At 74.4% G+C, this 24575-nt stretch carries 22 protein-coding genes and 1 riboswitch; of the genes, 16 read left to right on the top strand and 6 right to left on the bottom strand.

What is annotated here, in order from left to right; all coding sequences use genetic code 11:
• Positions 1-68: 68 nt before the first annotated feature.
• The 4 genes from ACFOW4_RS30050 to ACFOW4_RS30035 all read left to right on the top strand — a co-directional run bounded on the left by ACFOW4_RS30050 (position 69) and on the right by ACFOW4_RS30035 (position 5196).
• Entirely contained in the window at positions 69-2189 is a 2121-nt protein-coding gene (locus ACFOW4_RS30050) for a HelD family protein (protein WP_377533679.1), read from the top strand.
• Between the two features lie 106 nt (positions 2190-2295).
• Positions 2296-3213, top strand: coding sequence for a cation diffusion facilitator family transporter (locus tag ACFOW4_RS30045; RefSeq protein WP_377533678.1), 918 nt, complete (start codon positions 2296-2298; stop codon positions 3211-3213).
• Between the two features lie 143 nt (positions 3214-3356).
• Positions 3357-3488, top strand: a riboswitch (cyclic di-AMP (ydaO/yuaA leader).
• 5 nt (positions 3489-3493) lie between these two features.
• Positions 3494-4561, top strand: coding sequence for a coiled-coil domain-containing protein (locus ACFOW4_RS30040; RefSeq protein ID WP_377533677.1), 1068 nt, complete (start codon positions 3494-3496; stop codon positions 4559-4561).
• A 119-nt stretch (positions 4562-4680) separates the two neighbouring features.
• Positions 4681-5196 (top strand): hypothetical protein, encoded by a 516-nt coding sequence (locus ACFOW4_RS30035; protein ID WP_377533676.1) that lies wholly within the window; start codon positions 4681-4683, stop codon positions 5194-5196.
• A gap of 41 nt (positions 5197-5237) precedes the next feature.
• Here the strand turns inward: ACFOW4_RS30035 and ACFOW4_RS30030 are convergent, their stop codons facing one another.
• Positions 5238-5705: an SRPBCC family protein gene (locus ACFOW4_RS30030; RefSeq protein WP_377533675.1), complete on the bottom strand. Its 468-nt coding sequence runs from the start codon at positions 5703-5705 to the stop codon at positions 5238-5240.
• 188 nt (positions 5706-5893) lie between these two features.
• On the opposite strand from ACFOW4_RS30030, the gene ACFOW4_RS30025 reads away from it, so the two are divergent.
• Both ACFOW4_RS30025 and surE read left to right on the top strand, forming a co-directional pair.
• Positions 5894-6853 (top strand): 1-phosphofructokinase family hexose kinase, encoded by a 960-nt coding sequence (locus ACFOW4_RS30025; protein WP_377533706.1) that lies wholly within the window; start codon positions 5894-5896, stop codon positions 6851-6853.
• Complete coding sequence (gene surE, locus ACFOW4_RS30020) at positions 6850-7674, top strand: 5'/3'-nucleotidase SurE (protein ID WP_377533674.1); 825 nt, start codon at positions 6850-6852, stop codon at positions 7672-7674. Before ACFOW4_RS30025 ends, surE begins: the two co-directional genes overlap by 4 nt.
• 6 nt (positions 7675-7680) lie before the next feature.
• Here the strand turns inward: surE and ACFOW4_RS30015 are convergent, their stop codons facing one another.
• On the bottom strand, positions 7681-8043 hold the full coding sequence (locus ACFOW4_RS30015; protein ID WP_377533673.1) for an STAS domain-containing protein: 363 nt from the start codon (positions 8041-8043) through the stop codon (positions 7681-7683).
• A gap of 355 nt (positions 8044-8398) precedes the next feature.
• Between ACFOW4_RS30015 and ACFOW4_RS30010 the strand changes: the two genes are divergently transcribed.
• The 4 genes from ACFOW4_RS30010 to ACFOW4_RS29995 all read left to right on the top strand — a co-directional run bounded on the left by ACFOW4_RS30010 (position 8399) and on the right by ACFOW4_RS29995 (position 10693).
• Positions 8399-8539 (top strand): hypothetical protein, encoded by a 141-nt coding sequence (locus ACFOW4_RS30010; RefSeq protein WP_377533672.1) that lies wholly within the window; start codon positions 8399-8401, stop codon positions 8537-8539.
• A 146-nt stretch (positions 8540-8685) separates the two neighbouring features.
• Positions 8686-9105 (top strand): hypothetical protein, encoded by a 420-nt coding sequence (locus tag ACFOW4_RS30005; protein ID WP_377533671.1) that lies wholly within the window; start codon positions 8686-8688, stop codon positions 9103-9105.
• 146 nt (positions 9106-9251) lie between these two features.
• Positions 9252-9938: a BON domain-containing protein gene (locus ACFOW4_RS30000; RefSeq protein ID WP_377533670.1), complete on the top strand. Its 687-nt coding sequence runs from the start codon at positions 9252-9254 to the stop codon at positions 9936-9938.
• A gap of 206 nt (positions 9939-10144) precedes the next feature.
• The gene (locus ACFOW4_RS29995) at positions 10145-10693 is read left to right on the top strand and encodes a DsbA family protein (RefSeq protein ID WP_377533669.1); all 549 of its coding nucleotides are present in this window, start codon (positions 10145-10147) and stop codon (positions 10691-10693) included.
• An 84-nt stretch (positions 10694-10777) separates the two neighbouring features.
• Here the strand turns inward: ACFOW4_RS29995 and ACFOW4_RS29990 are convergent, their stop codons facing one another.
• The gene (locus ACFOW4_RS29990) at positions 10778-13585 is read right to left on the bottom strand and encodes a LuxR C-terminal-related transcriptional regulator (RefSeq protein WP_377533668.1); all 2808 of its coding nucleotides are present in this window, start codon (positions 13583-13585) and stop codon (positions 10778-10780) included.
• Positions 13586-13901: 316 nt separating this feature from the next.
• On the opposite strand from ACFOW4_RS29990, the gene ACFOW4_RS29985 reads away from it, so the two are divergent.
• The 4 genes from ACFOW4_RS29985 to serS all read left to right on the top strand — a co-directional run bounded on the left by ACFOW4_RS29985 (position 13902) and on the right by serS (position 18067).
• The gene (locus ACFOW4_RS29985) at positions 13902-14318 is read left to right on the top strand and encodes a hypothetical protein (protein WP_377533667.1); all 417 of its coding nucleotides are present in this window, start codon (positions 13902-13904) and stop codon (positions 14316-14318) included.
• Between the two features lie 36 nt (positions 14319-14354).
• Positions 14355-15569, top strand: a complete 1215-nt coding sequence (locus ACFOW4_RS29980; protein ID WP_377533666.1) for a saccharopine dehydrogenase family protein — start codon at positions 14355-14357, stop codon at positions 15567-15569.
• Positions 15570-15615: 46 nt separating this feature from the next.
• Positions 15616-16674, top strand: a complete 1059-nt coding sequence (locus ACFOW4_RS29975) for a MerR family transcriptional regulator (RefSeq protein WP_377533705.1) — start codon at positions 15616-15618, stop codon at positions 16672-16674.
• A 106-nt stretch (positions 16675-16780) separates the two neighbouring features.
• On the top strand, positions 16781-18067 hold the full coding sequence (gene serS, locus ACFOW4_RS29970; protein WP_377533665.1) for a serine--tRNA ligase: 1287 nt from the start codon (positions 16781-16783) through the stop codon (positions 18065-18067).
• 144 nt (positions 18068-18211) lie between these two features.
• Here the strand turns inward: serS and ACFOW4_RS29965 are convergent, their stop codons facing one another.
• The 3 genes from ACFOW4_RS29965 to ACFOW4_RS29955 all read right to left on the bottom strand — a co-directional run bounded on the left by ACFOW4_RS29965 (position 18212) and on the right by ACFOW4_RS29955 (position 20789).
• Positions 18212-18847: a TlpA family protein disulfide reductase gene (locus ACFOW4_RS29965; protein ID WP_377533664.1), complete on the bottom strand. Its 636-nt coding sequence runs from the start codon at positions 18845-18847 to the stop codon at positions 18212-18214.
• Positions 18848-18920: 73 nt separating this feature from the next.
• Positions 18921-20387 carry an NADH-ubiquinone oxidoreductase-F iron-sulfur binding region domain-containing protein gene (locus ACFOW4_RS29960; RefSeq protein ID WP_377533663.1) on the bottom strand — a complete coding sequence of 489 codons (1467 nt, stop codon included), beginning with the start codon at positions 20385-20387 and terminating at the stop codon, positions 18921-18923.
• Positions 20388-20393: 6 nt separating this feature from the next.
• Positions 20394-20789, bottom strand: a complete 396-nt coding sequence (locus tag ACFOW4_RS29955) for a pentapeptide repeat-containing protein (RefSeq protein WP_377533704.1) — start codon at positions 20787-20789, stop codon at positions 20394-20396.
• Between the two features lie 1415 nt (positions 20790-22204).
• On the opposite strand from ACFOW4_RS29955, the gene ACFOW4_RS29950 reads away from it, so the two are divergent.
• Positions 22205-23578, top strand: coding sequence for an alpha-amylase family glycosyl hydrolase (locus tag ACFOW4_RS29950; protein ID WP_377533662.1), 1374 nt, complete (start codon positions 22205-22207; stop codon positions 23576-23578).
• A gap of 80 nt (positions 23579-23658) precedes the next feature.
• Positions 23659-24570: a L,D-transpeptidase gene (locus tag ACFOW4_RS29945; RefSeq protein WP_377533661.1), complete on the top strand. Its 912-nt coding sequence runs from the start codon at positions 23659-23661 to the stop codon at positions 24568-24570.
• Positions 24571-24575 lie beyond the last annotated feature (5 nt).

The following is a 24575-nucleotide window of genomic DNA, read 5'->3' as shown; positions in this document are numbered from 1 at the left end:
GCCGTACCCTTCTGCGGTTGGCCTGCGCGGTTCACACCGCTTACCGCCGACGTCAGGAGGAGCGTGCGTTGACCGACCAGACCGCCCTGGAGCAGGAGACCGCCGTCGAGCAGCGGCACCTCGACCGGGTGTACGCCCGCCTGGCCGAGCTGCGGCAGTCGGCGGTCCGCGCCGAGCGGGACGGCTACCGGATGGCCCGGGTGGGCACCTTCGGCGCCCTGGTCGAACGCGACGCCATGGTCTTCCACGCCGCGCAGCGGCGGCACACCCTCGACGCCGAGCACGAGGGGCTGGTCTTCGGCCGGCTGGACCTGCGCGACCGGCAGGTGCTGCACGTCGGGCGGCTCGGCATCCGGGACGAGGACGCGACCACCCTGGTGGTGGACTGGCGTGCGCCGGCCGCCGCCGCGTTCTACCAGGCCACCCCGGCCCAACCGCTGGGCGTGGTCCGCCGTCGCACGATCCAGTCCCGGGGCGAGCGGGTCACCCGGATCGAGGACGACCTGCTCGACCCGACCGCCGCCCCGGAGGGGATGACGGTGGTGGGCGACGGCGCGCTGCTGGCCACCCTGTCCCGGGCCACCGGCCGGGGCATGCGCGACATCGTGGCGACCATCCAGCGGGAGCAGGACGAGGCGATCCGCTCGCCCAGTTCCGGCGTGACGATCGTCTCGGGCGGCCCGGGCACGGGCAAGACCGCGGTCGCCCTGCACCGCGCGGCCTTCCTGCTCTACTCCGACCGCAGCCGGTACGCCGGCGGGGGCATCCTGGTGGTCGGCCCGTCCTCGGTCTTCGTCGAGTACATCGCCTCGGTGCTGCCGTCGCTGGGTGAGGACACCGCCACCCTGCACTCGCTGGGCACCCTGTTCCCCGGCATGACCGCCACCCGCACCGATCCGCCCGAGGTGGCGGCGGTGAAGGGTTCGCTGCGGATGCGCCGGGTGCTGGAGCGGGCGGTGCGCGACGCCGCACCGGGCGGCCCGGGCGAGCTGCGCCTGCTCTACCGGGGGCAACTGCTGCGGCTGGACCGGGCCCAGCTGGACGCGATCCGGGACCGCGCGCTGCCCCGGGGCGCCCGACGCAACGAGGTACGCCGGGCCGGCTTCGACGGGGTGTTCGCCGCGCTGTGGGCGCAGGCCCGCCAGCACGCCACCACCGGCCGGCTGCCGGAGCAACGGGCCTTCGAGGAGGAGATCGCCGAGCGGCCCGAGTTCCGCGAGTTCCTCAAGGCGTGGTGGCCCCGGCTGCACCCCCGCCACGTGCTCGGCTGGCTGGCCGACCCGCAGCGGCTGCGCCGCTACGCCGGCGGAATCCTCTCCGGCGCGGAGATCCGGCTGCTCTCCGCCGCGTACCGGAGCCTGGACTCCGCCGGGCTGACGATCGCCGACGTAGCGCTGCTGGACGAGCTGGACGCGCTGCTCGGCCAGCCGGTGCGGCCGGCCCGGGCCAAGCGGGATCCGTTCCAGCTCGCCGGCGGGGTCCGCGAGCTGAGCACCTTCGCCGACCGGCAGCGGGCCGCCCGGGACGCGGCCCGGGAGCGCCCGGCGGACTACCGGGAGTACGCGCACGTCGTGGTGGACGAGGCGCAGGACGTCTCGCCGATGCAGTGGCGCATGATCGGCCGGCGCGGGCGCCTGGCCTCCTGGACGGTCGTGGGTGATCCGGCGCAGACCGCCTGGACCGGCGATCCGGAGGAGCTGACCCGGGCCCGCGACCAGGCCCTGGGCCGGCGCAAGCGGCACCAGTTCACGCTCACCACCAACTACCGCAACTCCGCGGAGATCTTCGCGGTGGCCGCGGCGGAGATCCGGCGGCTCTACCCGGACCTGCCGCTGCCCAGCGCGGTCCGCTCCACCGGGGTCGACCCGGTCCAGCTGGTGGTGCCGCCCGCCGGGTTGGAGACCACGACGCTCAAGGCGGCCACCGAGCTGCTGGCGGAGGTCGAGGGCACGGTCGGGGTGATCACGCCGGTCCCCCGCCGGGACGAGGTGGCCGGCTGGCTGGCCTCGATCGGCGGGCCACGGCTGCAGGTGGTGACCAGCCTGGAGGCCAAGGGCATGGAGTACGACGGCGTCGTGCTGGTCGCCCCGGGCGAGATCCGCGCGGATCCGGGCTCCGGGGTACGCACCCTCTACGTCGCGCTCTCCCGGGCCACCCAGCGGCTCACCACCGTCGACACGGTCGACTGAGCGCGGCGATCCACCGCTCCCGGCCGATCGCTGGCCGTACAGTTGCATACATAGCGATGTGAGCATACATTTGACCGGGTCGGGACCGGCGATGGAGGGTGGGGTCGTGGGCGCAGGTCATGACCACCACCACGGGTCGGTCGCCAACGCCGCACACCAGCACCGGGGCCGGCTCTGGGCGGCGTTCGGGCTGCTCGCCACCCTGATGGTGGTCGAGGCGGTGGCCGCGTTCCACACCGGCTCGCTGGCCCTGCTCTCCGACGCCGGTCACATGTTCACCGACGTCCTCGGCATCGGCATGGCCCTGGCCGCGATCACCGCGACCCGGCGCTCCACCAGCGACCCGCAGCGCACCTTCGGCCTCTACCGGCTGGAGGTGCTGGCCGCGCTGGCCAACGCCGCCCTGCTCTCCGGGGTGGCGATCTACGTGGTGGTCGAGGCGATCGGCCGGTTCGGCGACCCGCCCGAGGTACGGGCCGGCCCGATGCTCGCCGTGGCCGCGCTCGGCCTGCTCGCCAACCTCGTCGCCTTCGCCCTGCTGCGGCCGGGCGCCCGGGAGAGCATCAACCTCCAGGGCGCCTACCTGGAGGTGCTCGGCGACCTGCTCGGATCGGTCGGCGTGATCGGCGCGGCGCTGCTCATCGAGGTCACCGACTGGTGGTGGGCCGACCCGCTCGTGGCGGTCGCGATCGGCGTGTTCATCCTCCCCCGCACCTGGCGGCTCGGGCGGGCCGCGGTACGCATCCTGGTGCAGGCCGCCCCGGAGCACCTCCAGGTCACCGCCGTGCACGACCGCCTGGCCGCCGTGCCGGGCGTCGTCGAGGTGCACGACCTGCACGTCTGGACGCTGACCTCGGGCATGGAGGTGGCCTCCGCCCATCTGACCATGGCGCCCGGAGCGGAGGTCGGGGCGGTGCTGACGGCGGCCCGGACCGCCCTGCACGAGGACTTCCGGATCGAGCACGCCACGCTGCAGATCGAGCCCGGGGCGGCCCCGGGGGCCTGCGGATCGGTCGAGTGGTAGCGGCATTTCAGCGCGTTTTCCAGGCATTCGCCGGGATTTCCCGTGGCGTCGCACGCACCGTCCGTCACAACCGCTGCAGCAGCCCCACCGGCACCGGTAGGCTCTGACCCGGCCTCCACCCGGTGGCGCCCACCCGGCGCCGGTGGCGGCCGCCGCCTAATCGCCCGCACGGGCGAACCGGGGAACCACGTTCTCGGGGTGCATCCGCGTCAGCGGTAGGGATCTTCCGTCCCGAACCCGTCAGCTAACCCGGTCGGCGGCTGACGGAAGGACATGCGTAGTGGCACCAGCACGACCACCCGCCGCCCGACTGGCGGCCCTGCTCGCCGCGATGCTCGCCCTCGGCATCGTCGCCGCCCCGGCCACCGTCGCCACGGCGGCGCCCCCGGCCAGCCAGCGCGCCGCGGCCCCCGACGGTGACGAGGAGGGCGGCACTCCGGCGCTGCGGGCCCAGCTCGAGGCGGCCAGCAAGGGCTACCTCGACGCGAAGCGGGCCCTCGACACCTCGGTGCGGCGGCAACAGCAACTCGCCACCCGACTCAAGTCCACCGAGACCGAGCTGACCGAGCGCAGCGGCAAGGTCGGCGAGATCGCCGGCGTGGCCTACCGCACCGGCCGGCTCGGCACGATGGCGGCGCTGCTCAACAGCAACACGCCCGAGGGCTTCATGGACCGGGCCGCCCAACTGGACGCGGTCGCCGCCAACGAGGACCGGGCACTGCGCGAGCTGCTCGCCACCCGCGACGAGGTCACCCGCACCCGCACCGCGCTCGACGGCGAGATCCGCGAACAGCGCAAGCAGGTCGCGGTGATGGCCAAGCGCAAGGAACAGGCCGAGAAGGCCCTCACCGTGGCCACCACCAGCAAGCCGCGGACCACCGCCGACTCCGGCTCCAACCGCGGCACCTCCACCGCCAACGCCAAGGCCGCGCCGCGCAACTCCGACGGCTCCTGGCCACCGGAGTCGTGCAGCGTCAACGACCCCACCCCGGCCAGCGGCTGCATCACCCCGCGCACCCTGCACGCGCTCAACCAGGCCAAGGCGGCCGGCTTCACCCGGTACGTCTCCTGCCACCGCAATGGCGGCTCGGGCGAGCACCCGAAGGGGCGGGCGTGCGACTTCGCCGCGCAGAAGGGTGGATTCGGCGGTGACGCCACCGGCGGGGACAAGACGTACGGCAACAACCTCGCCGCGTACTTCATCCGCAACGCCGACCGGCTCGCGGTGCTCTACGTGATCTGGTACCGGCAGATCTGGCTGCCCAGCAGCGGGTGGAAGTCGTACAGCGGGGCGGGCGGCGACCCGTCCAGCGACCACACCAACCACGTGCACCTGTCCGTGTACTGACCCACCCGGCCGGTGCCCTCATCCGACGAGGGCACCGGCCGCGGTACGTCCGGGGACGTACCCGGGATGTCGTCGACGACCGGACGACCCCGCCGGTCCCGGCCGGCACCATCGCCGGTATGCCTCGGATCTCGCCCACCGCCCGCAAGGGCCTGCTCACCCTGCACCTGGTCACCTCGCTCGGCTGGCTCGGCGCCGACCTGGTGCTGCTCACCCTCGGCATCGCCGCGCAGCGCGGCGCCGACCCGGCCGTGGTCTATCCGGTCGCCGCGCTGGTCGGTACCGTGCTGTTCGCGCCGCTGAGCGTGCTGGTCTGGCTGATCGGCGTGACCAGCGCGCTGCTCACCCCGTGGGGGCTGCTGCGCTACCGCTGGGTGCTGGTCAAGCTGGTGATCACCAGCGTCATGGTCGGGTTGGTGCTCTTCCTGCTCACCCCGAACCTGCGGCACGCCGGCGCGCTCGGCGCCGCCCTGCCACCCCGGGAACGCGCCGACCTCGTGATCGCCCCGGCCGTGTCGACCAGTCTGATGATCATCGCGACGGTCCTCTCCACCTACAAGCCCTGGGGCCGCCGCCGGGCCGCTCGGACTCGTGCGGCTGCCCCCAGCAGGATCGGCGCACGGTCGGGGAGGTAGGAGCCCCCGCGCCGGAGTCCCGGACGTCGCGCAGCTCCGGGTCAGGTGGGAGTCGGGGGGTTGGTGGTCCGGTCGAGAGCGGCGCCGAGGCGGGTGGCCAGGGCGAGGTGGGCGGCGCGGGCCTCGCGGAACGCGTACCGGAACAGCGGGGCCGGCGCGGTCAGGGTGATCTCGACGTCGATCCGGACCAGCCCGTCCGGCTCGGCCCGCAGCCGGGTGTGGTTACGCACCGTGGTGGCCGGCCACTGCCGGGCCACGGTGACGATCTCGTCGCCGTCGTTGATCAGCACGTCCGCCCGGTAGGTGATCGGGAAGCGCAGCGGCCCGGCCGCCAGCCGGTCGGTGATCGCGTAGCTGGCCCGGGCGCCGGGGCGAGGTGGCAGCTGGCGGACCCGGACGATCAGCGGGTGCAGCTCCCCCTGCCGGGTCAGGTCGCCGAGCAACGCCGCCGCCTCGGCCAGTGAGCACCGGGCCTGGACGGTGTAACTGAAGGTATCCCGCCTGAGCACACCATCTCCCGCCGTCGCTGGTCGCACGATCGTCCCGTACCCCGGTCGGGCTGGCAACGGCCGCGCGTCATCCGCTGGACGCCCGTCGTTCTCCCGCTGGTCGCATGACGGCCGGTTCGGGGGAAACACCGGCTGACGGCGGACGGAGGGCGGGACATGGGCGGGTACGACCGGTGAGCGGGCACGTGATGGTCTTCGCGCCAACCCCGCAGCTGACGGTGACAGTGGACCAGCCGAGCGGCCAGCCGGAGCTGCACCTGCATCCGGGCGGGCAGGGCGTCTGGCAGGCCCGGATGGTGCTGTCGCTGGGGGTGGACGTGGTGCTCTGCACCGCGCTCGGCGGTGAAATCGGCCAGGTGCTGGAGCCGCTGCTGGTCAGCGAGGGGGTCGACGTCAAGGTGGTGGTCCGCGACTCCGGCAGCGGCGGGTACGTCCACGACCGCCGGGACGGAAGCCGGCGGGAGATCGTCGACGTACCCGGGCAGCCGCTGAGCCGGCACGAGCTGGACGAGCTGTACAACCTCGCCCTCGGCGAGGGCCTGCGGGCCCCGGTCAGCGTGCTCAGCGGCCCCAACGATCCGGCGCTCGTGCCGGCGGACCTGTACCGACGTTTCGCCGCGGACCTGGGCGCCAACGGCGGCCGGGTGGTGGTCGACCTCTCGGGCGAGCACCTCGCCGCGGTGCTGGAGAGCGGGGTGTTCTTCCTCAAGGTCAGCCACGAGGAGCTGATCCGCGACGGCCGCGCCCGCGACGAGGACACCGCCGAGCTGACCCGGGCCATGTACGACCTGCACGCCGGCGGCGCCGACACGGTGGTGGTGAGCCGCGCGGACCAGCCGGCGTTGGCGCTGGTCGACGGGGAGTTGTTCGAGGTGGAGATGCCCCGGTTGCAGGCGGCCGACCCGCGCGGCGCGGGTGACTCGATGACCGCCGGGGTGGCCGCCGTGATGGCCGGTGGTGGGGACATCCGGACCGCGATCCGGACCGGTGCGGCGGCCGGGGCGCTCAACGTCACCCGGCACGGGCTGGGCACCGGCCGGCTCGATTCGATCACCGGCCTGGTGGACCGGGTCCGGCTGGTCCCGGCCGACAGCCGGCCGCAGGAGCACATCACCCCGGACGAGTTGGCCGAACGGGTCGAGCGATGAAGCTGCGGGTGCTGGTGACCAACGACGACGGAATCGCCGCCCCGGGCATTCAGGCGCTCGCCCGCGCCGCCGCACAGCGAGGCCTGGATGTGGTGGTCGCCGCGCCGCTGGAGGAGGCGAGCGGCACCAGCGCCGGGATGACCGCGCTGGAACGGGACGGGCGGGTGATCGTGCACGACCATCCGCTGTCCGAACTGCCGGACGTGCCGGCGTACGGGGTCGGCGGCCCGCCCGGCTTCATCACGCTGATCGCGCTGCACGGCGCGTTCGGCCCGCCGCCGTCGGTGGTGCTCTCCGGGATCAACCGAGGGGCGAACGCCGGCAGGGCCGTGCTGCACTCGGGCACCGTGGGCGCCGCGTTCACCGCCGCCGCGAACGGCTGCCGGGCGCTGGCCGTCTCGCTGGACGTGCTCTCCGCCGGCGAGGCGACGGCCGCCAGCGGTGGCGCCGCGGTCGCTGCCGCCGCTCGGGTACGCGACGTGGAGCGGCACTGGGGCACCGCCGCCCGGGTGGCGCTGGACCTGCTGCCCCGGCTCACGGCGGGGCCGGTGGAGAGCGTGCTCAACGTCAACGCGCCGGACCTGCCGCACGAGCGTCTGCGCGGGGTACGCCGCGGCACGCTGGCCAGCTTCGGCCAGGTGCAGATGACGGTGGCCGAGGCCGGGCACGGCTACGTCCGGACGTCGCTGGAGGAACGCGGTCAGGCCGCACAGCCCGGCACGGACGTGGCGCTGCTCGCCGACGGGTACGCCTCGGTGACGGCGATCCGGGCGGTCACCGAGGTGACCGACATCGACCTGACCGGTCTCGACGGAACGTGACCCGGCTCAGGCGCCGGGAAGCACCTCCGGGGTGGCGGCGCCGGCGAAGTAGGGCTCGGGGGCACCGAAGAGGCCCAGCAGGCCGGTCACCCAGAGCTGCCGGTGCACGAACCGGCTCGGCTCGGTGACCACGAGCTTGACGCCGCTGACCTCGGCGGTCTGGAAGCCCGCGACCATCGCGCTGATGCCGACCGAGTCGATGAAGGTGACCAGCCGCATGTTGAGCTCGATCCGGGAGGGGCGGCCCTTGGCCAGCACCTCGGCAATCGCCTCGCGCACCTCGTACGCGGTGTCGACGTCGATCTCGCCCCGCGGGGCGATCTCCACGACACCACCGGTCAGAACCGACTTCACGATCGACAGGCTCACGCGAGCACCTCCACCCACCCGTCCCCCGGGCGCCTCATCAGTACGCGGGCCGCGACCGAGAGTATTCCTCCGACGGCCTCGGTCGCCACCCCTGGGGGTGAGCAATTCGCGGATCCGGGCACAACAAGTCGCTTATGTCCGCACTTTTCGCTATCTGTTCACTCAACGATCGGTCGAACCGACGCGTCGCCGGACCAGGGTAACGGTCCCGGTCCACCCGGCCGGACAACCGGGCCTCGGCACCTACCCGCACGCGGGACACCGGCGTGTCGCGGGGTGCGGGAGGCCGGCGTCCGGTTGCCCGGCCTGCCTAGCATCGGCTGCGGACACCCCGGATCGACGGAGAGGATCATCGATGATCAGGAAACTGGCCGGTCTGGCTGGCGTCGCCGCCCTGCTCGCCCTCGTACTGGCCTGCGGTTTCGGCGGCGGGGGCGACGACGACGATGACGACGACGACTTCGCCCGTGGCGTCGCCGCGGTGGTGCTGCGCTGAACCTCCGGGCGGCGGCCCGCGCCGCCGCCCGGGTTTGCGCGTCACCGGTGCGGGGCACTGCCCGATTAGGCGAACCGTGACGCGCTGGACAGACGCCGGAGTCCGATGTGGCCGGCGGGCTTCGGCACCCCGAGGAGGTAACCACGATGTTCGGAACCAACCTGCTGGACCGCCGCAGCAAACCGGAGCGGATCGCGGACCAGGCGTGGCAGCACCTGGTCTCCGCCGTCAGCTCCGCGGGAGACAGTGTCAAGGACACCGCCCGGACGGCCCGGCGCAGCAGCCTCGACGGGGCCGGTGACCTGGTGGGCTCCGCCGGTGACCTGGTGGGCTCCGCGGCCGACGAGGCGCGACGCCGCGCCACGCTGGCCTTCGACGCGCTCGCCGGCCGGCGGCCGGCGCTGCCGTGGACCCTGCTGATCGGCGCCGCGCTGATCGGGGCGGCCGTCGGCTGGGCCGCCGGCACCGCCGCGCGGGCCGCCGGCAGCCGGGACGACCGTGCCGTGGACGACATCGAGTTCGTCGACGTCGACCGCCCCAACGCCCCCGTCGGTCTCGACGGCTGATCCCGGAAACCCTCACGGGCCCCGGTCGACCTGGTCGACCGGGGCCCGTCGCGTCACGGCCATCCATCACCCCCGCGGGGTGAGGGCGGCTCACCCCGGTCGCCGGCAGGATCGGGTACCGCCCACGCATTCGTAAGGAGGGGCAGATGGCCATCGCGACGATCAGCCGCACCGACCAGGACATCCAGACCGCCGTGCTCGACGAGCTGACCTGGGAACCCCGGGTGCAGCCACACGAGATCGGCGTGACCGTCGCCGAGGGCGTGGTCACGTTGACCGGCCGGGTGGACAGCTACGCCAAGAAGTGGGCCGCCGAACGCGCCGCGCATCGCGTGGCCCGGGTCCGGGCGGTCGCCAACGACCTCGCCGTCCGGCTGCCCGGTGGCGCCGAGCGCGCGGACCCGGACCTGGCCGCCGCGGCCGGGCACGCCCTGGAGTGGGACGCCTTCGTACCGGTCGAGAAGCTCCAGGTCACCGTGTCGGGTGGCTGGGTCACGCTGCACGGAGAGGTGGAGTGGGAGTATCAGCGCCGGGCCGCCGAACGGGCGGTCAGCCGCCTCACCGGCGTACGCGGGGTCAGCAACGGCCTCACGGTGCGCCCGAACGCGCCGGCCGACGGCCGGAACGTGGCCGACCGGATCGTCGACGCGCTGGCCCGGGCCGGAGCCACCGAGGCCGAGCGGGTCAACGTGCGGGTGCACGGCGACACGGTGATCCTCGCCGGGCTGGTGCACTCGATGCCCGAGCGCGCCGAGGTGGAGCAGATCGCCTGGTCCGCGCCGGGCATCCGGGAGGTGCAGAACCACATCGCGGTCGCCCCGGTGCTGGGCTGACCGCCTCCCAGCCGCAGTCCCGGCGGCGGGCCCGGCCAGCGCCGAACCACCCGGGACGGGTGAGCCAGCCTCACCCGTCCCGCGACCACGCTGGGACGCATGAGTGATCCGAACGGGCTGATCCAACCGGGGCGCCCGGCGCCCGGCACGGACCGCATCCTCGACGCCCCGCAACGGCTGGCCACCGATCAGCGGGTGATCGCCGGATGATCACGCCTCTGCAGGTCACCGCCCGCCTGCGGGACCCGGTGACGGACGACGACCACACCCGGGGGCCGGTGGACGCGCCGGTCACGATCGTCGAGTACGCCGACTTCCAGTGCCAGTTCTGCGGCGCCGCCTACCCCAACCTGCACGAGCTGCTGCGCCAGCGGGCCGAAACGGTGCAGCTGGTCTACCGCTACTTCCCGATCGCCAACGTGCACCCGTACGCCGAACGGGCCGCCGAGACGGCCGAGGCAGCCGGGGTCCGGGGCCGGTTCTGGGAGATGCACGACTGGCTCTACGAGCACCAGGACCAACTGGACCCGGTGCATCTCTCGCTCGGCGTGGAACAGCTCGGACTGCCGCCGGACGAGATCGCCGGGGAGGTGGACCGGCGGGCGCACGCCGACCGGATCCGCCGGGACTTCGCCGGCGGCATCCGCAGCGGGGTGAACGGCACCCCGACCCTGTTCGTCAACGAGGTCCGGCACGCCGGCGGGTACGCCCTGCCCGACCTGCTGGCCGCGGTGGACGCCGCCGCGAACGCCTGAGCCGCCCGCCGCCGACGCACCCGACCAGGTGCGCGGCGGCGGCGTCCGTCTCAGCGGCGGCCACGCGAGCGGGCCGCCGCTGCCTCAGATCAGCCGCAGCTCACGCGCCCGGCGGACCGCCTCGCGGCGGCGGCTCGCGTCGAGCTTGCGGTAGATGTTGCGCACGTGGGTCTTCACCGTGTTGACCGACAGCGAGAGCTCCCCGGCGATCTCCACGTTGGACAGGATGCTCTGCAGGTAACGCAGGATGGTCAGTTCCCGCTCGGTGAGCGGCTCGTCCAGCCCCGCACCCGGCTCGCCCGCCGGCCGGGACACCGGCTGTTCGGTGCCCCGCACCAGGTCGCTGACGAGCGAGAAGTGGGCGGTCCCGGCGTCCAGGTGCACGGCGAGCAGCTCCCGCACCGGCGGGTCGGCCCGGGTGAAGACCCGCCGGCAGCCCTCGGGACCGGCCAGGTCCAGCACCTGCTCCAGGATCCGGCCGGCCCGGCGTTCGTCGCCGCCGCGATGGGCCAGCACCGCGTCCAGCAGGCCGGCGTCCAGGCGTACCGGAAGCGGCCAACCGCCGGCCTCCGGCGCCTGCCAGTCCGGCAGCGCGCGGCCGGCGGCGCGGACATCACCGGCGCGCAGCTCCACCCGGGCCAGCGCCACCGCGAGGACCGGCTCGGCGCCGTCACGGCCGGCGTCGGACAGCAGCTCCCGGGCGGCCTCCGGGTCACCCCGGTCGGCGCGCAGCTCGGCCTCGGCGGCACGCAGCCGGTCCCCCAGCTCCGTCCCGGCCGGGAGGTCGGCCAGCCACTCCCTGGCCCGCACCAGCAGCCGCTGGCCGGCGGCCGGGTCGCCCGCGTCGCGGCGTAGCTGGGCCCGGCACAGCGCGGCGACCGCAGACGCCACCGGCTCTCCGGGCGCCGCCGGACGGTCGCCGGGCGCCGCCCACTCCTGGGGCGTCCCGTCGTCGGAGCGGGCCGCGCCGAGAGCCGGCGCGGCGAGGGTCAGGTTGGCCTCGGCCTCCTCGGGCTGGTCGCGATCCAGCGCCACCACGGCCAGCGCCAGGTACGCGTACCCGCAGTCCAGCCGGCAGGACCAGCCCCGGCCGGGCGGCATCCCCAAGGCGTCGCGGGCCGACTGCTCGGCAGCGCGCAGCTCGCCGCGCAGCGCCCGCAGCAGGGCCGAGCGGCTGGCGCAGACCAGCTCGGTGCGCGGCCGGCCCGCCTCCCGGGCCGCCGCCCGGGCCCGCGCGAACCGGGCGCCGGGCAGCGCGCCGGTGGCCAGCTCCACCAGCCCCAGCGCGGTACCGGTGAACGCGCGCAGGTCCGCGTCCTCGGCGACGCTGCCCCACCCGGCGGCCGGCGCGGGCTCGGGTGTCCCGGTGGGTGCCGGAGCGGCCGGGCGGGTGCGCAACAGCCGGGCCGCTGCGGCCCGCACCTCCCCCGGGTCGCCGGCCAACCGGGCCAGGGTCAGCTCCAGCGCGGTGGCCAACCGCAGGAACCGGTCCCGACGGGGCACCGGCAGGCCACCGGCGTACGCGGCGGCGGTCTGCAGGTGACCTGAGGCGGCCGGCAGGTCACCGGCGTACGCCCGCTCCGCCGCGCAGGCCAGCGCCACCTCCGGGTCGGCGCGGACCACCTCGGGCGGTGGGGACGTGGAGGCCGTGGCGGGCTCCGGCTCCGGGTCGTACCGGGCCAGCTCCGGCCAGTGAGCGACGAACAGGTCACCGGCGGTGTCCCAGCGGCCGGCGGCCAGGGCGTGCCGCAGCCCGTCGGCGGGGCGCCCGTTGTCGGCGTACCAGCGCGCCGCCCGCACGTGCAGCTCGCGCAGCTCGTCGACGGGCAGCCGCGCCAGCTCCGCGCGGAACAGATCGGCCAGCAGGGGATGGCAGCGGTACCAGGGAGGACGGCTCTCCTCCCGGCGCAGCAGCCCACCGGCGCCGGCCAGGTCCGCGAGGGTCCGCTCGGCGTCCGAGCGGCCGGTCAACGCGTCGGCCAGGTCCGCGCAGACCGTCTCGGCAAGGGCGGTACGCCGCAGCAGGTCCCGGTCGGCCGGGTCGACCGCGGCGAGCACCTCCTCGTGCAGGTAGCCGGCCATCTCCGGCTGATCACCGCCGAACTGCCCGGCCCAGCGCGCCGGGTCCGGCTGCCCGCGCAGGCCCAACGCGGCGATCCGCAGCGCGGCCGGCCAACCGCCGGTGCGCTCCCGCAGCCGGCGCAGCGCGGCGGCCGGCAGCGGCGCGCCGTGCGCGGTGAGCAGGTCGGCCACCTCGTCGTCGGTGAAGGCCAGCTCGTCGACGCCGATCTCGGTCAGCTCGCCGGCGAGCCGGAGCCGGTGCACGGCCAGGGGCAGGCCGGCGCGGGCACCGACCACCAGGTGCAGCCGCTGCTCGGCGTGGCGGAGCAGGAACTCCAGGCCGGTCAGGGCGGCAGGGTCGGTGACGCGGTGCAGGTCGTCGAGGACCAGCAGCACCGGCCGGTCGGCGGCGGCCAGGGCGGCGGCCAGCAGCTCCAGCTGGTCGGGGCGGGGTGGCCGGTCGGGCACCGGCGCCGCCGGCCCGTCGTCCGTCGTCCGGGTGGCCGCCCGCAGCGCCGCCGCCAGGTACGCCCAGAGGCGGTCGCCGTCGTCGCCGGCCTCCACCGACACCCACGCCGGCCCCGGGTCGCCCTCGGGCCGGTCGTCGGCCAGCCGTACCCAGGAGGCGAGCAGAGTGGTCTTGCCCCAGCCGGCGGGAGCGGAGACCAGGGTGACCGGGCCGGCGCTGCCCTCGTCCAGCCGGCGCAGCAGCCGGGGGCGGGCCAGCACCGGCTCTGCCGGCACCGCCGGCGTCAACCGGGACGCCAACAGCGGCGGGCCGGCGAGGTCCTCCGGCGCCGTCCCGACCCGTGCACGGTCCTGCTCCGGCATCCGGCCCCACCCCCACGGACGCGTCCGACCCCTGGTCGGCGAGCGGTTACCCGGCCCGGCGGCGTTCACCCCTTGCGGGCGACCCGGCTTCACCCCGCGCCAGCGCAATCTGGAGGCGACCCATGTGGCGTCCTTTGCTCTGCTTCAACCCACGCGACAGTTTCCCCTGTGTTGCGTGGGGTGAAGCAGAGCAAAGGGGCCGGAAGCGATTTCCTACCGCACCGCCTGTCCGGCGGGGTTCCGGGCACGGCACGGCAGGGTGGTGCGGACCCGACGTAACGGGGCGACGAGCGGCGCGGGAGGACGGGTGGGACCGATGGGACGACTGGCGGGCACGGGAAGCCTCCTCGGCGCCGCGGCGCTGGCCACCGCGGCGGCGCGGCTGCTGCGCGTACCCCGGGGGCGCGGTCCGGGCGACGCGGACGGTGACGTGCCGGCGGGGTGGGAGGTGGTGACGGTGGACCGGCCCCCGGAGCAGGTGCTGCCCAACGGCCGGTGGCCCGATCCGCTGCGGCGCCTGGACGGGGCCGTCGAGGTGCGGGTACGCCCGGCCCCCGACGACCGGGGCACCGAGCTGGCCGCGCGCCCGCTGGTCGGTGCGCAACGACCCGGCGGGCTCGCCGCGCACCTGTTCGGCGACGACCCGGGACTGCAGGTGCGCTGGACGCTCGGCCAGGTCAAGCAGCGCGTCGAGAGCGGTGACGAGCCGGGCCGGAACGAATCGTCCTCCTGATCGACGGGGGTCGACGGCGGATGGCAGACTCTGGGGATGGCTGGGGAGCGGACGTACGACGTGGTGCTGTTCGGGGCCACCGGGTTCACCGGAGGGCTGACCGCCGAGTACCTGGCCCGGCACGCGCCGCCCGGCCTGCGGTGGGCGGTGGCCGGGCGTAACCCCGAGCGCCTCGCCGCCGTGCGGGACCGGCTCGTCGCCATCGACCCGGCGTTGGCCGGGCTGCCGCTGCTGACCGCCGACGTCACCGATCCCGACTCGCTGCGCGCGGTGGCGGAGAGCGCCCGGGTGGTGGCCAGCACCGTCGGCCCGTACGTGCACCACGGTGAGCCGCTGGTCGCGGCCTGCGCGCGGGCCGGCACCGACTACCTCGACATCACCGGCGAGCCGGAATTTGTCGACCTCATGTACGTCCGCCACCACGCCGTGGCGGTCCGCACCGGCGCGCGGCTGGTGCACGCCTGCGGCTTCGACTCCATCCCGCACGACCTGGGCGTCTGGTTCACCGTCCGGCAGCTCCCGACCGACGTGCCGATCAGCGTGGACGGATACGTGCGGGCCGGCGGCCGGTTCTCCGCCGGCACCTACCACTCCGCGCTGACCGCGTTCTCCCGTACCGGGCAGGCCAGCCGGGCCGCGCGGGAGCGCCGGGCGATCGAGCCGCGCCCCGCCGGGCGGCGGGTCCGGGCGGTGCCCGGCAAGCTGGCTCGCTCGGCGGAGCTGGGCATGTGGACCGTGCCGCTGCCCACCATCGACCCGCAGGTGGTCCGCCGCTCGGCGGCGGCCCGACCAGAATACGGTCCGGACTTCCGCTACCGGCACTTCGCCGCGGTCAAGCGGCTGCCCACCGTGCTGGCCACCGGTGCCGGGCTGGGCACGCTGATCGGCCTGCTGAAGCTGCCGCCCACCCGGCGGTGGCTGCTCGGCCGGCTCTCCTCCGGGCAGGGGCCCACCCCGCAGCAGCGGGCGGCGTCCTGGTTTAAGGTCCGCTTCGTCGGCACCGGCGGTGGGCGGCGGGTGCTCACCGAGGTGGCCGGCGGCGACCCCGGCTACGACGAGACGGCGAAGATGCTGGCCGAGTCGGCGCTCTGCCTGGCCCTGGACGAGCTGCCGCCGACCTCGGGCCAGGTCACGCCGGTGACCGCGATGGGCGACGCGCTGCTCGACCGGCTCACCCGGGCCGGGCTGACCTTCCGGGTGTTGCGGCAGGACGCGACGGCGCCCGAGGCGCAGACGAAGCCGGCGGGTTGACCCTCGACCTGGTTGAGGCGGCAGGATCAACGTCGTGGAGAGCGACCTGCGCAGCATCGGTGAGCTGGCCCGGGCCAGTGGCCTGACGGTCAGCGCGCTGCGGTTCTACGACTCGGCCGGGGTGCTGACCCCGGCCCTGGTCGACCCCGTCACCGGGTACCGCTGGTACACCGACGACCAGGTGCGGCCGGCCCGGCTGGTGGCCGGGCTGCGCCGGGTCGGTATGCCGGTGGCCGAGATCGCCCGCGCCGTCCGGTCCGAGCCAGCCGTCGTGCACCGCCTGCTGGACGCGCACCTGCGCCGGCTGGAGGACGGTCTCGCCGACGCCCGTCGGGAACTCTCCCGGATCCGCACGTCGCTCGCCTTCGAGGAGTTCCCGATGACCACCCGCCTCGTGCTGTCCCGCGTCGAGTTGGCCGCCGCCATCGACGCCGTCCGGTTCGCCGTCGGCACCGACCCCGAGCTGCCGGTGCTGGGCGGCGTGCTGTTCGACGCCGACTCCGACGGCGTCCGGCTGGTCGCCACCGACCGGCACCGCCTCGCCCTCGCCCGAGCCGGCGGGACGCTCGACGGTCCGCCGGTGCGCGCGCTGCTCCCCGTCACCGCCGTCGACGAGATCCGGGCCCGGCTGGCGGCCGGGACGACCGCCACGGTGCCGGTGACCCTGACCGGAGACCGCGTGGTGCTCACCGTCGACGGCAGCGAGGTCGTCGCGGCGACGATGCCCGACGAGTTTCCCGACTACCGGCGGCTGCTGCCCCGGGCCGGTGGTGAGCCGCCCGCCCACCGGTTCCCGGTCGACGCCGCCGCGTTGCGGACCGCGCTGCGCGCCCCCGACGCCCCCAGCATCGAGCGGGAGCACGACGGGCGGACCTACGCGGTGACGGTGCTCGGCGCCGACGACCACGGGCTGCGGGTGCTCGGCCCGGACGAGTCGACCACCGGGGTACGGATCGGGGTGGACGGCCGCTACCTGCTCGACGCCCTCGACGCCGCCGGCGACGGGCAGTTGGTGCTGGAGCTGGACGGCCCCATCGCCCCGCTCGCGATCCGCGGCGCCGCCGGCGGGGACGCGTTCTCCATCCTCATGCCCGTCCGGCTCTGACAGCGCCCGGCGCTGCGGGAACGCGTGGGTAGTTCCGGCCGGAAGAACCGGCGACGGTAGCATCGGGTGGTTCCACCCGACCCCGGACGGAGGCGTACGGAGCAGCATGCTCGACATGGAGTTGATCCGGAAGGATCGCGAGGCGGTGGCGACCGCGCTGGCGAAGCGACTGGATCCCGCCGAGGTCACCCGGGCCCTGGACGAGATCCAGCGGCTCGACCAGGAACGCCGCGCCCTGATCACGGAGATCGACGCCGAGCGGCAGCGCCGCAAGGCCGAGGCTCGGGCGTACGCGCAGGCCAAGCGGGCCGGCACCGAGCCGCAGGTCACCGCGCCGGAGGCCGAGCGCAAGCAGCTCGCCGAGCTGGAGTCCCAGCTGGACGAGGTGCAGGCCCGGCTGCGCACCACGATGAGTGAGCTGCCCAACCTGCCCGCCGACGACGTCGTAGCCGGCGGCAAGGAGGCCAACCGGGTCGTCAAGACCTTCGGCGAGCCGCCCGCGCTGGAGAAGGTGCGTGACCACGTCGAGTTGAGCCGCATGCTGGGTCTGGTCGACCACGAACGTGGCGTCAAGCTCGGCGGCTCCGGCTTCTGGATGTACACCGGCCTCGGCGCCCGGCTGGAGTGGGCGCTGATCAACTGGTTCATCGACGAGCACGTCAAGCAGGGCTACGAGTTCCTGCTCCCGCCGCACCTGCTGCTGGACACGGCCGGCTACGCCGCCGGGCAGTTCCCCAAGTTCTACGACGACGTCTACCACCTGGACCGGGAAGGCGCCCCGCGCGGGCAGTTCCTGCTGCCCACCTCGGAGACGGCGATCCTCGGCGCGTACCAGGACGAGATCCTGGAGACCCCGAAGCTGCCGCTGAAGGCGTTCGCGTACACCCCCTGCTACCGGCGCGAGGCGGCCGGCTCGCACTCCGACGAGCGCGGCACGGTGCGCGGGCACCAGTTCAACAAGGTGGAGATCTTCCAGTTCACCCTGCCCGAGCAGGCGGACGCGGCGCTGGAGGAGATGCTCGCCCACGCGGAGAGCCTGGTGGAGCGGCTCGGCCTGCACTACCAGCGCAGCCTGCTCTCGGCTGGGGACGCCAGCGCGTCGATGAAGAAGACCCTCGACATCGAGGTGTGGATGCCGAGCACCGGCAGGTACAAGGAGGTGTCGTCGGTCTCCTGGGCCGGTGACTACCAGGCCCGCCGGGCCGCCATCCGCTACCGCGAGCCGGGCGGCAAGCAGACCCGCTTCGTGCACACCCTCAACGGCTCGGCGCTGGCCACCAGCCGGCTCTTCCCGGCCATCCTGGAGCAGTTCCAGCAGCCCGACGGCTCGGTGGTGCTCCCCGAGGTGCTCCGCGACCGCCTGGGCACCGACCGCCTCACCCCGCAGCGTTAGTCGATCCGCTCGACGGAGGCCGGCGTGTGTCCGGCCTCCGTCGGCGCCGTGCCGCGCCCGCGCGAGGTGTCAGGAGGGGATCCTTCCCGCACGGGTTGACCGCGCCGAGCATGCCGGCGGTCAGCGCGAGCAGCAGGGGGCCGGTCACGCCCCGGCCAGCGCGGCCACCCGGGCGGTGAGTGCTTCACCGTCCAGGAAGCCCTGGTGGACGACCCGGCCGTCCCGGTCGATGATCAAAAACGTGCTCTGTTCGACGATCTCGAAGCGACGCCAGAGCACACCCGAGCGGTCGTCGATCGTCGGCGTCCCGGCCAGGTCGAACTCGGTGACGAACTCCTTCATGGCGCGCTGTTCACCGAGCCCGGCGACGCCGACGATCGGCACGGTGTCCCGGTACTTCGGCGCGATCTCGGCCACCGTCCACGCCTGACTGGCGCAGGTGGCGCACCACGGCGCCCAGAACCAGAGCACCACCGGCCGTCCGGCCAGCGCGGCCGCGTCGAAGGCGGCGCCGGTGAGGGTGGTGCCGGTGAAGCGCAGGGTGTCCGGCACCCGGGCCGGCACGGACGTCGGCCGGCCGCCCGGGGCGACGGTCGACGGGCCGCTTCCGCCGACGGTCGACGGGGCGCTCTCGGCGACGGTCGGGGACGGGGTGCCGGCGGCTGACCGCGGCACGGTGCCGGTGCAGGACGCCAGGGCGAGCAGGCCGACGAGGAGCGCCCCAGCGGTGGCGGCGCGGGGCAGGTGCCCAACCGCTGTCCGCCCCATCCCGATCCGCATGCGCATCTCCGTTCGACAGTTTTGTTAGGAAGGGGCCCTTCCTATGCATCAGGCGTTGGTGAGGGGCCCTTCCTCACTCGGCCTTGGCGAGGCGGAGCGCGAGCTCGGGGCAGACCTTGACCGCCTTCAGCGCGCCCTCCCGCAGCCAGGTCGGCACCGGGGTGGGCGGGAAGGCGGGATAACCGTTGGCGTCGAGCCGGATGAAGTCCGGCACCACGTGCGCGCAGAGTCCGTGCCCGTCGCAGCGCGACCAGTCCAGGGTGAGCTTCTGCGGGTTCGGGTCGGGCGCGCCGGGCAGGCCCAGGACGCCCTTGACCCGTCGACCGCAGCCGTCGCCGGTGCTGTGCAGCCGCAGGTCGTCGGCGAGGACCTCGATCGCGGAGAGGGCGAACCGGGCGGTGCCGTCCGGGTGGCTGCACGCCCCTCGGCCCTTCACCTCCCCGGCGGCGGCGCGGACCACGTCGGCCGGCTGGCTGCCGGCGACCGCGAGGTCGACGGCGCGGGCCAGGTCCGGCAGGCCCATCCGGCACGGCCCGCACTGCCCGGCGGACTCGCCGGCCAGGTAGCGGACCACCTGGGCCGCCTCGCCGAGCGGGCAGGTGTCGTTGCCGAGAGCGACGATGATGCCCGCGCCGAGGGTGCCGCCGACGGCGGCCAGCCCCTTGCGGGACACCTCGGCCCGGTCCGCGGCCTCCTGGGTGATCCACTTGCCGTGGTAGCCGCCCACCAGGATGCCCGGTCCGTCGGGGACCTCGCAGAGGTCGAGGATCTCCCGCAGCGGGGTGCCCGCCGCGCACTCCACCACCGCCGGCCGGGCCGCCGCGCCGGTCACCGTCAGCAGTACGGTGCCCGGCTCGTCGTCGGTGCCGAGCGCGGCGTACTCGTACGGGCCGAGGCGGGCGGCGACCGCGAGCTGCGCGTACGTCTCCGCGTTGGACAGCAGGGTGGGCAGGCCGGCGACACCGGAGTCGCTGGAGCGCTTCTTGGTGCCGGGCGGGATGTGCGGCAATCCGTTGATCCCGTTGACCAGCGCGCCGCCCTCGCCGGAGATGAACCGGTGCGGCACGGTCACGATGGACGCCGGCACCGGCATCCGGCGCTCCTCCAGCGCCTCCATGAGCGAGTCGCGGCCCACCCCGTCGTCGGCCACGCCGATCACGATCTCGTCGGCGTCCAGCGCGTACGCGGCCAGCGCCGCGCCGTCCAAGATCAGGTGCGGAGCGCGGGTCAGGAGCACCTTGTCCTTCCAGCTCGCCGGTTCCCCCTCGGTGGCGTTGACCACCACCACCGCGTTGAGGTCCTGCCGCTCGCAGGACTCCAGCACCGCACGCAGCTTGCGGGCGAACGGGAAGCCGGCCCCGCCCTTGCCCATGAGCTGGATCCCCTCGGCGAGCCGGAGCAACTGGGCCGGTTCCATCGGGCCGATCGGCCCGTGCACCTCCTCGTGGGCGGCGAGGTCGAGCCGGCCGAACTCGGCGAAGCCGGCGGTCAGTCGCGGCTCACCGACGCAGGCCACCGGTGGCACGGTCGTCCGCATCACTTCGCCTCACCCCGCAGCCCGGCCCAGTACGCGCCGTCCACCGCGTCCGCGTTGGCCCGGCGCCGCTTGGCGGACCGGCTCTCGCCCGAGGCCCGCCGGGCCCGCCGAGACGCGAGGTCGACCAGGGTCGGGGTGTCGTCGGCGGGCAGCGGCACCTCGTCGGCGACGTAGCGGGCCGGCGGGCGCCAGTAGTCGGGCTCCTCCGGCAGGTCGTCCTCGGCGCTGTGCCGGCCACTGCCACTGCGCGGCGCGGCGGAGATCGGCCCGCTCGAGATCGGCCCGCTCGAGATCGGCCCGCTCGAGATCGGCCCGCTCGAGATCGGGCCCGCGGAGATCGGCCCGGCGGAGACCGGGCCGGCCGAGATCGGCTCCGCGCCCTGCCAGCGGCGCGGGCTGTCCCACGGCTCCTCCGGCTGGTCGACCGAGCGCCGGGGCGGCGACGAGTACCGGCTGTCGGCGTCCTCCGCGCGGGACCGGCGGGCGGCGCGTTCCTCGACCGGTTCCCCGGCCCGGGCGCGGCGGGCGGCGCGTTCCGCGACCGGTTCCTCGACCCGGGCGCCGCGACGGCTGCGTCGCCCGGTCGGGGCGACCTCGTCCTCCCGGTCGCGGGTGCGTTCGCCCCGCCGCCGGGCGACCGGTTCGAGTTCCTCCGCGTCCCGCCGCCGGCGGGTGGGCTGGACCGGCTCGGCCAACGAGCCCGGCTCGGGCACCACCGGCACGGTGAACCGCTCCGGGTCGCGGCGGCGCGCCCCGGTCGGCGTGTTCCACGAGGTGGCGGTGGTCTCCGCCCAGCCGCCCCGGGACTCGCGCTTCTCCTCGCCGGCGGTACGACGCCGGCCCAGCCCGGCCAGCATCGACCGGCTCCGGGCCTCCTCCGCCGGCCGGCCGGCCATCGCCTTGTTGAGCACCGCGGCCTGGTGCTGCTCGCGGCTGCGCCGACCGACGGTGACGGAGAGCCGCACCAGCAGCGCCACCACCACCAGCAGCACGCAGGCCGCGTAGCTGAACACCACCCACGGCGCCGCCGGCCGGCCGGCGTTGAGCCCGTGCAGCAGGGCGAACGGCCAGGAGACGTACGACATCGAGTGCAGCGCACGCCACAGCCACTTCGGACCGGCACCGGCGAAGCGGGCCCGGACCACGCCGGTCCACAGCACGCTGACCAGCAGCAGGGCGGCCACCGTGCCGAGTCCGACGTAGAGCCCCCGGCCACCGACGAAGGGCACCAACGCGTCGGTCGGGGCCGCCCGGCCGGTGGCGATCTTGGTGAGCACGTGGAACACCAACCCCGCCACGCCGAGCACCCCGAAGGCCCGGTGCGCGGACTGCATCAGCACCCGGTGCGGGATCCGCAGCACCAGCCGGTCGGTGGCGAGCAGGCCGAGCATCACGGTCAGGCTCAGCGACACCAGGGCGATGACACCGGCGAAGAACTCGGTGAAGAAGAAGCCGTACGCGTACGCCGTCTGGCCCGCGCCGGTCAGCATCGTCGCCGCCCAGAGCGCGGCGAGCACCGACGCGACCAGCATGGCGGTCGCGGACCGGGACCGGGTGCGTACCCCCCGGCTGGTGGTACCGGTCCGGACGGTGGCCGCCTTCTGGTTCTGCTTTGCCCGGGCCATCTGCTCCTCGATCGTCTCGCGGCGGCGTACCACCGGCCGACCCCTGCTCCCCCTCCAGTACGGACCGGCGGGGCGCACGGATCACCGGGCGGTGGAAATTTCTCGACCGGTTCGAACCGCTCGGCCTCCGGACACGTGTAGCGGACCCGCCTCCTCGCCCTCGGCCTGGTCGCCACCCTGCTCGTCCCCACCACCGTGACGGCACCCCCGGCCGTCGCCGCCCCGTCCGGCAGCAAGAAGGTCATCGTCCAGCTCTTCGAGTGGAACTGGCCCTCGGTCGCCAGCGAGTGCCAGAGCACCCTCGGGCCGAAGGGCTACGGCTACGTCCAGGTCTCACCGCCGCAGGAGCACGTGCGCGGCAACCAGTGGTGGCTGGCGTACCAGCCGGTCAGCTACCGGGTCGAGTCCCGCAAGGGCACCCGAGCCCAGTTCCAGTCCATGGTCAACACCTGCCACGCGGCCGGGGTGAAGGTGATCGTGGACGCGGTGATCAACCACATGTCGGGCCAGGACGCCGGCGGCACCGGGTGGGCCGGCTCGCCGTACTCGCACTACGACTACCCCGGCATCTACCAGACCCAGGACTTCCACCACTGCGGCCGTAACGGCGGCGACGACATTGCCAACTACAACGACCGGTACGAGGTGCAGAACTGCGAGCTGGTCAACCTCTCGGACCTGAGGACCGAGTCCGACTACGTCCGGTCGAAGATCGCCGGGTACCTCAACGACCTGCTCGCCCTCGGCGTGGACGGGTTCCGGCTGGACGCCAGCAAGCACATGCCGGCCGCCGACATCGCCGCCATCCGGGGCAAGCTGTCCCGCTCGGCGTACCTCGTGCAGGAGGTCATCCACGGCGCCGGCGAGCCGGTCCAACCGACCGAGTACACCGGCAACGGCGACGTGCACGAGTTCCGTTACGGCAAGGACCTGTCCCGGGTCTTCCGCTCGGAGAAGCTGGCCTACCTGCGCAACTTCGGCGAGGGCTGGGGGCACCTGCCCAGCGCCTCGGCGGCGACCTTCGTGGACAACCACGACACCCAGCGCGATTCCAACGGCGTGCTCACCTACCGCGACCGCGGCATCTACGCCCTCGCCAACGCGTTCATGCTGGCCTGGCCCTACGGCTCGCCGACGGTCATGTCCAGCTACACGTTCAGCAACCGGGACACCGGGCCGCCCTCGGACGGCGCGAACAAGACGTTGAACACCACCTGCTACTCCGGCTGGGAGCGCGAGCACCGCTGGCCGGTGATCGCCAACATGGTCGGCTTCCGCAACGCCACCGAGGGCGCCGGCGTGGCCAACTGGTACGACAACGGCAACAACCACATCGCGTTCAGCCGCAGCGGCAAGGGCTACCTCACCGTGAACGACGAGGACTACGCGATGAACGGGCGCTCCTACTACACCGGGCTGCCCGCCGGCCGGTACTGCGACGTCATCCACGGTACGTACGCGGGCGGCACGTGCAGCGGACCGGTGATCACGGTGGACACCGCCGGCTGGTTCTCGGCGAACGTGCCGGCCCACGACGCGGTGGCCATCCACATCGGCGCGCGGATCTGAGGACGGTTAGGAAGGGGCCCCTGCTATCGCTTTTCGTATAGCAGGGGCCCCTTCCTAACCGGGCCGGGTAGGGTGATTTCGTGACGTTTGACCGAATTGGCCTTTATTGTCGGCAGGGTGTCTGGTTGGTCACGGCCGCCGCCGTGGCCGCGCTCCTGATCACCGCGCTACTGGTCGGGCAGGCGTTGACACCGCGCGCGGCGGCCCCGGAGCGCCCGGCGGCGGCAACGCCCGACCCGACGCCGAGCAGCGTCGAGCAGAACCCGGAGGAGTCGGTGCCGCCGGCCGCGCCCGCTCCCGACGGGCTGCCGGTGCTCGACTACGACCCCGCGCCCAGGGGCTTCCCCGCCGATCCGGCCACGCTGGACACCACCCCGCTCACCGAGGGTCTGCATCCGACGCGGCGGATCGCCGCGTACGACGGTCCCGGCGGCCGGCCGCTGGCCTTCCTCGAACCGACGCTCAGCGGTGTCGAACTCACGGTGCCGATCGCCCAGCGACGCGCCGGCTGGACGGCCGTCCTGCTGCCCTCGGCCAACCGGCGGCTCGCCTGGCTACCGCCCGGCGGTTTCACCACCGTGGCACTGCGCGACCAGATCGTGGTGGAGCGCAGAACGCACCGGCTCACCTGGTACCGGGCCGGCAAGGCGATGCGGTCCTGGCAGACCAGTCTCGGCCAGCCCAGGCAGGAGACGCCGCTGGGGCGAACCTTCATCCTGGGCCGCACCCCGCCCCCGCAGGACGTCTACGGCGGGGTGGACATCTACGCCCTCGGCTCGGTGCCCGACGACCCGGAGTCCGTGCCGACCGGGCTGCGGGGCGCGCACATCGGGCTGCACACCTGGTACCACGACGGCGAGTTGGGCGAGAACACCACCAACGGCTGCATCCGGGTGAACCGCAGCGGTCAGCGGGAACTGCTCGCCGAGGTGCGCCCCGGCAGCAGCCTCGTGGTGGTCGACCAGCTGCCCACCCCGCCGCCGACCGCCTGACCCAC

This window comes from Micromonospora sp. GCM10011542 (assembly GCF_042650685.1).
Lineage (GTDB): Bacteria > Actinomycetota > Actinomycetes > Mycobacteriales > Micromonosporaceae > Micromonospora.
This window is presented reverse-complemented; position numbering and strand designations above follow the sequence as displayed.